Source organism: Kitasatospora sp. NPDC059747 (assembly GCF_042732955.1).
Classification (GTDB): domain Bacteria; phylum Actinomycetota; class Actinomycetes; order Streptomycetales; family Streptomycetaceae; genus Kitasatospora.
Window position 1 is genome coordinate 69,290 of sequence record NZ_JBHWGV010000027.1, and the last position, 4,561, is coordinate 73,850.

Sequence of the window (4,561 nt, forward strand, 5' to 3'; positions counted from 1 at the left end):
GCTCTCGGGGTCGTCCGCGCCCGCGCCGGGCCCCCTCGCGCGGGGGGGGGTCTCGTCCCCCGCTCGGGGGGGGGCGGGGGGGGGCGGGCGCGCGCGGGGGCCCCCCCCCCCCCCCGTGTCCGCGTGCCGTGCGCGGGCCCTACGAGCGGCCGCGCAGGCCGCGCAGGTGCTCGGCGACGGGTGCCAGGGCGTCGTACATCGCGTCCAGCTGCTCCGGGGTGAAGCGGTCGATGAAGTGGCTGCGGACGCTGCGCACGTGGTCCGGGGCGACGCGCTGCATCGTCTCCCAGCCCTCCTCGGTGAGGTGCGCGAAGAGGCCGCGGCGGTCGCCCGGACACTCCTGGCGGAGCACCAGGCCGGCCGTCTCCATGCGGGTGATCTGGTGCGAGAGCCGGCTCTTGGACTGCAGGGTGGCCGTCGCGAGGTCGGTCATCCGCATCCGGCGGTCGGGCGCCTCGGAGAGGACGACCAGGATCTCGTAGTCGTTGATCGCCAGGTTGTGCGGCTGGAGCTCGCGGCCGAGCTGGTAGTCCAGCAGCTTGGCGACCTCCAGATGGGCGCGCCACATCCGCTGCTCCCGGGCGGTCAGCCAGGGCGTCTCGTCCTCGGGCTGCGACGCGGGGGCGTCCGCGGTGTCGGCGGGGTGCGTGTCCATGGCGCCCAGCATACCCCGATTTAGTTAAATCTTGTACGAGTTTACGGGGCGAAACGTCGTCCGGCTCAGGGTACCGACCCTTCGGCGCCCACGAGACCGACCGGCCGTCCGGCCACCACGCGCTCGGTGGACTGCAGCAGCACCTGGCCGGCGCCGACGAACTCGAACTGGTGCTCCTCGCCGGACACCCCGCCGATGCCGGTCAGCCGCCGCAGGCCGCCGACCACGCCGTGCAGGTAGTCGTGGTCGTAGTGGTGGCAGGGAGCGGGGCAGTCCGCCCAGCCGACCAGCGCCTGTGGGTCCACCCGGATCGGCGGGTCGACGAAGTGCACCGGGCCGTTGGACGCGGCGACGAACCGGCCGGTGCCGAGCAGGGTCAGGAAGCCCGGGACGATCGACTGCTTGAGCCGCAGCGCGGGGTCGAAGGCGAGCAGGTTGCCCGAGCGGACGGTCAGGTTGCCGTCGTCCAGGTCGTAGGAGTTGAGGTCGTAGGCGCGGTCTGCCAGCAGCAGCTTGCCGCGGCCCCGGGCGACGACCCAATCGGCCGCGTGCAGCGGCGAGTTGAAGTGCAGACTGAGCATCCGGTCGAGCGCGCCGGCGCCGACGCCCTGGAAGGAGATGTCGCCGTAGTAGGCGATCATCTTGCCCTTCTGCAGGAAGTACGAGCCGTTGAGGTCGACCGAGAACGCGTACGGGTTGACGTTGTCGTCGACCGGCAGGGTGTACGCGTCGTGGACCACCGGGCCGGCGCCGTCCCGCGGCTCCGGGAGGGGCACCGAGAGGTCGTACTGGGTGGGCATCGGGATCGCGAGGCCCGGCTGCGGCGGCTGGTCGTAGGGCGACTGCCCGTACTCGGGCTGGCCGTACTCGGGCCGGCCGTACGCCGGCTGCCCGAACGAGGGCGGGCCGTACGGCGGCTGGGGCGGGTGGGTCATCAGAGCTTCTCCTCGCTCGCCTGGACGTACACCGCGCCGTGCCCGTCCAGCTCCAGCTGGAACGCCTCGCCGGAGCCGCGGCCGATGAACTCGCGCCACCCCAGCGCGGTGGACAGCCGGTTGCGCACCTCGCCGCGGTGGGCGACGTAGGCCTGCGGGTCGACGTGCACCGGCTGCCCGGGGACGATCGGCAGCTCGAAGACGCCGCCGTGCGCCATCACCGCGACCGCGCCGTGCCCGTCCAGCCGGGTGGTGAACAGCCCCTGGCCGGTGGCCTGGCCGCGGACGACGCCCATCACCCCGCCCTGCGCGCCGAGGAACGCGGTGGACTGGCGCAGCGAGCCCTCGAAGGCCAGCAGCCGGTCCGCCTCGACGAACAGGGTGTCCCCGGTCAGGTCGATCACGTGCACGTGGTGGCCGCCGTGGCCGAACATGACGGTGCCCTGGCCCTCGACGGTCATCAGCGGGGTGTCCTCGTTCGCCACGCGGCGGCCGATCATCGACAGCACGCCGCCCTGCCCGCCGGTGATGTCCGGCGTGAAGCGGACGTCCCCGGTGTACGCGATCATCGCGCCGCGCTGGCTGAACAGCCGCTGTCCGGGCAGCACCCGGGCCTCGACCAGCTTGCCGTTGAGCTGCCGGAAGGCCATCAGACGTCACCTCCGAGGGTGTGCTTCTCGGAGGGCTGGACGTACACCAGGCCCTCGCCGGTGAACTCCACCTGGACGGCCTCGCCGCCGCCCTCGCCGATCGCCGTCGTCCACCCCGCGCCGGACTTGAGGCTGCGGTGCAGGCTGCCGGTGTGCGCGACGTACGCGCCCGGGTCCACCCGCAGCGGCATGTCCTTGCCGACCCGCAGGACGACGGCGGGGCCGTTCGAGGTGACGGCGGCCCAGCCGTGGCCCTCCACCTTGGTGGTGAACAGGCCGTTGCCGGAGGAGACGCCGTTCAGCCCGGTGAAGGTGGTGCCGGTGCGCAGGGCGGCCTCGGTGCAGAGCAGGTTGTCCGCCTCGACGTACAGCACCTCGCCGGTCAGCCGGACCAGGTTGATCTCGGTGGCCCGGTCGGCGAAGTAGCAGGTGCCCTGCCCCTTGACCTCCATCACTTCCATCTGTTCGCCGGTCAGCCGTCTGGCGACCATGCCGCGCAGGCCGTCACCGCCGCCGGTGAGCTTCTTGAAGGCCATCTGCCCGGTGTAGGCGACCATCGAACCGTTCCTGGCCTTCACGGCGTCGCCCGCCAGCTCGACGGCGAGCACCCGGGACCCCTGGAGTCTGAACTGTGCCACGGCCGCAATGTAACCGGAGCGGCCGTGGCAGTGGGAGGGGGCCCGGGGCGTGTCCGGCTTACGTGCGGGCGTGCGCGCCCCGGGACGGCGGCACCGTGCCGGCCGACTCCTCGACCTCCAGCAGCGAGGCCGAGTGGCGCTCCGCCTCGAAGGCGACCGCGCCGCCGCGCAGGCCGAACAGCCGCTTGGAGAGCATGATCCAGACCACCGCGGCGATGTTGAGCAGCAGCGTGCAGATCTTCAGCACGCTCGTCTTCTCGTGCAGCTCGTAGCCCTCCAGCGGGAGGAAGGCGGCGGTCGCGATGACGGTCAGGTACTCGGCCCAGCGCTTGCCCAGCCACAGGCCGAAGGCCTCGACGATCTCGATCAGCGCGTAGGCGACCAGCGCACCGGCGACGATCACCAGGGTGCTCTTCTTGTAGTCGAAGGTCTTGCGGATCGTGTCGACGATCGGGGAGTGCTCGATGTCCCAGTTGAAGTGGTCGGTGACCGGCTTGAAGACCGTCAGGTCCTGGTCGAAGACCCGGTGCACGGCGTCCTGGCTGTTGGAGAACTTCCAGACGCCGAACGCGACGATGAGGATCAGCACGCCGCGCAGGATCCGTTCGACGGCCAGGAAGCGCAGGATGAAGATGTCGCGCAGGGCCTTGCCGCGCGGCACCAGGGGGGCGTTCCCGGCGGGGCCGGAGCCGTGCGGGGCGCCGAGGGCGAAGTCCCCGCAGCGCAGGCAGCGCCAGGCGTCGCCGAGCGCGGTCGCGGCGTGCAGCCGGGCGGCGAGCTCGGGCTCGGCCGGCGCGTAGGTCACGTGCCCGCGCTTGGCGCAGGTCCTTCGGTCCCAGTCCCGCTTGAACATCGGTGGCTACCCCCGTCGTGCGTTGCGTACGGCGCCCGGTTCGCCGGGCGCGCGGGCAGCAGGATAGGGGCAGCGGGCGGCGCGGCGCCCGGCGCGGCGCGGTTCTGGGGCCCGGTTGTGACATCGGGCACCCCTGGCGTGCTGCCGGGCACCCCGGCGGCCGGTTCGGACGTGTGCTCGGTGATAATGGCCGGAGGCTTGTGAGCGGGTTCACAAGCGATCTCCGACCCCCGCATCGAGGTATCCATCGTGAACAGCAGCGCCGTCCACCGCCTGCGCCTGGTCTCCGGCCCCGAAGGGGTCTCGTTCATCCTGCTGCTGATCTGCTCGGTGCTGAAGCGGACCACCAGCTTCGACGCCGTCCCGGTGATGGGGATGGTCCACGGGATCCTGTTCATCCTGTACGCGGTCTTCTGGATCCAGGCGTGGCAGGCGCAGAAGTGGGACGCCAGGCGCGGCGTCCTGCTGTTCGTCCTCGCGGTGCTGCCGACCGGCGGCTTCTTCGCCGAGCGGATGCTCGGCAAGGAGGAGCGCGGGGAGCTGCAGCCGGCCGCCGCCTGACGCCCTCCGTCCCACGCGCAGCCGGTCGACAGGCTGTCGCGGCCTCCTCTCCCAAGGGCCGCGACAGCCTGTCGCCGTTTCCGGGGGTGGCTCCGACAGAAGCATGACAAGTCGCGGCCGGGAAGAACAGAGCGCCTCGGGGGATTGGCCAAGAAGAGGCCCGGGGGGGGGTGGGGCGGGCGCCCGGGCCGGTGGGGGGGGTGGGGGGGGCGGGGGGGCGGTTTGGTTTTGGCCCCCCCCCCCCGGCCCGCCCCCGCCGTGAACTGCGC

Annotated in this window: 6 protein-coding genes; 1 reads left to right on the plus strand and 5 read right to left on the minus strand. The window is 72.3% G+C overall.

Annotation, left to right across the window (positions count from 1 at the left end):
• Nucleotides 1-139: 139 nt before the first annotated feature.
• From ACFV4G_RS14760 to ACFV4G_RS14780, 5 genes are all read right to left on the minus strand, one after another.
• Nucleotides 140-655: a MarR family winged helix-turn-helix transcriptional regulator gene (locus tag ACFV4G_RS14760; protein WP_380440155.1), complete on the minus strand. Its 516-nt coding sequence runs from the start codon at nucleotides 653-655 to the stop codon at nucleotides 140-142.
• Between the two features lie 65 nt (nucleotides 656-720).
• Complete coding sequence (locus tag ACFV4G_RS14765) at nucleotides 721-1,455, minus strand: AIM24 family protein (RefSeq protein WP_380440191.1); 735 nt, start codon at nucleotides 1,453-1,455, stop codon at nucleotides 721-723.
• A gap of 134 nt (nucleotides 1,456-1,589) precedes the next feature.
• Complete coding sequence (locus tag ACFV4G_RS14770) at nucleotides 1,590-2,240, minus strand: AIM24 family protein (RefSeq protein ID WP_380440157.1); 651 nt, start codon at nucleotides 2,238-2,240, stop codon at nucleotides 1,590-1,592.
• A complete protein-coding gene (locus ACFV4G_RS14775) occupies nucleotides 2,240-2,878 on the minus strand; it encodes an AIM24 family protein (RefSeq protein ID WP_359969407.1) in 639 nt (212 codons plus the stop codon). Before ACFV4G_RS14775 ends, ACFV4G_RS14770 begins: the two co-directional genes overlap by 1 nt.
• A gap of 58 nt (nucleotides 2,879-2,936) precedes the next feature.
• Entirely contained in the window at nucleotides 2,937-3,731 is a 795-nt protein-coding gene (locus ACFV4G_RS14780; RefSeq protein ID WP_380440159.1) for a DUF2127 domain-containing protein, read from the minus strand.
• A gap of 249 nt (nucleotides 3,732-3,980) precedes the next feature.
• Between ACFV4G_RS14780 and ACFV4G_RS14785 the strand changes: the two genes are divergently transcribed.
• Nucleotides 3,981-4,292 (plus strand): DUF3817 domain-containing protein, encoded by a 312-nt coding sequence (locus ACFV4G_RS14785; RefSeq protein WP_380440161.1) that lies wholly within the window; start codon nucleotides 3,981-3,983, stop codon nucleotides 4,290-4,292.
• Nucleotides 4,293-4,561: the final 269 nt, after the last annotated feature.

What these genes read in the sequence shown, in the direction of transcription:
- ACFV4G_RS14760 (WP_380440155.1), bottom strand. Translation starts at nt 655, where the DNA reads ATGGACACGCACCCCGCCGACACCGCGGACGCCCCCGCGTCGCAGCCC.
- ACFV4G_RS14765 (WP_380440191.1), bottom strand. Translation starts at nt 1,455, where the DNA reads ATGCCCACCCAGTACGACCTCTCGGTGCCCCTCCCGGAGCCGCGGGAC.
- ACFV4G_RS14770 (WP_380440157.1), bottom strand. Translation starts at nt 2,240, where the DNA reads ATGGCCTTCCGGCAGCTCAACGGCAAGCTGGTCGAGGCCCGGGTGCTG.
- ACFV4G_RS14780 (WP_380440159.1), bottom strand. Translation starts at nt 3,731, where the DNA reads ATGTTCAAGCGGGACTGGGACCGAAGGACCTGCGCCAAGCGCGGGCAC.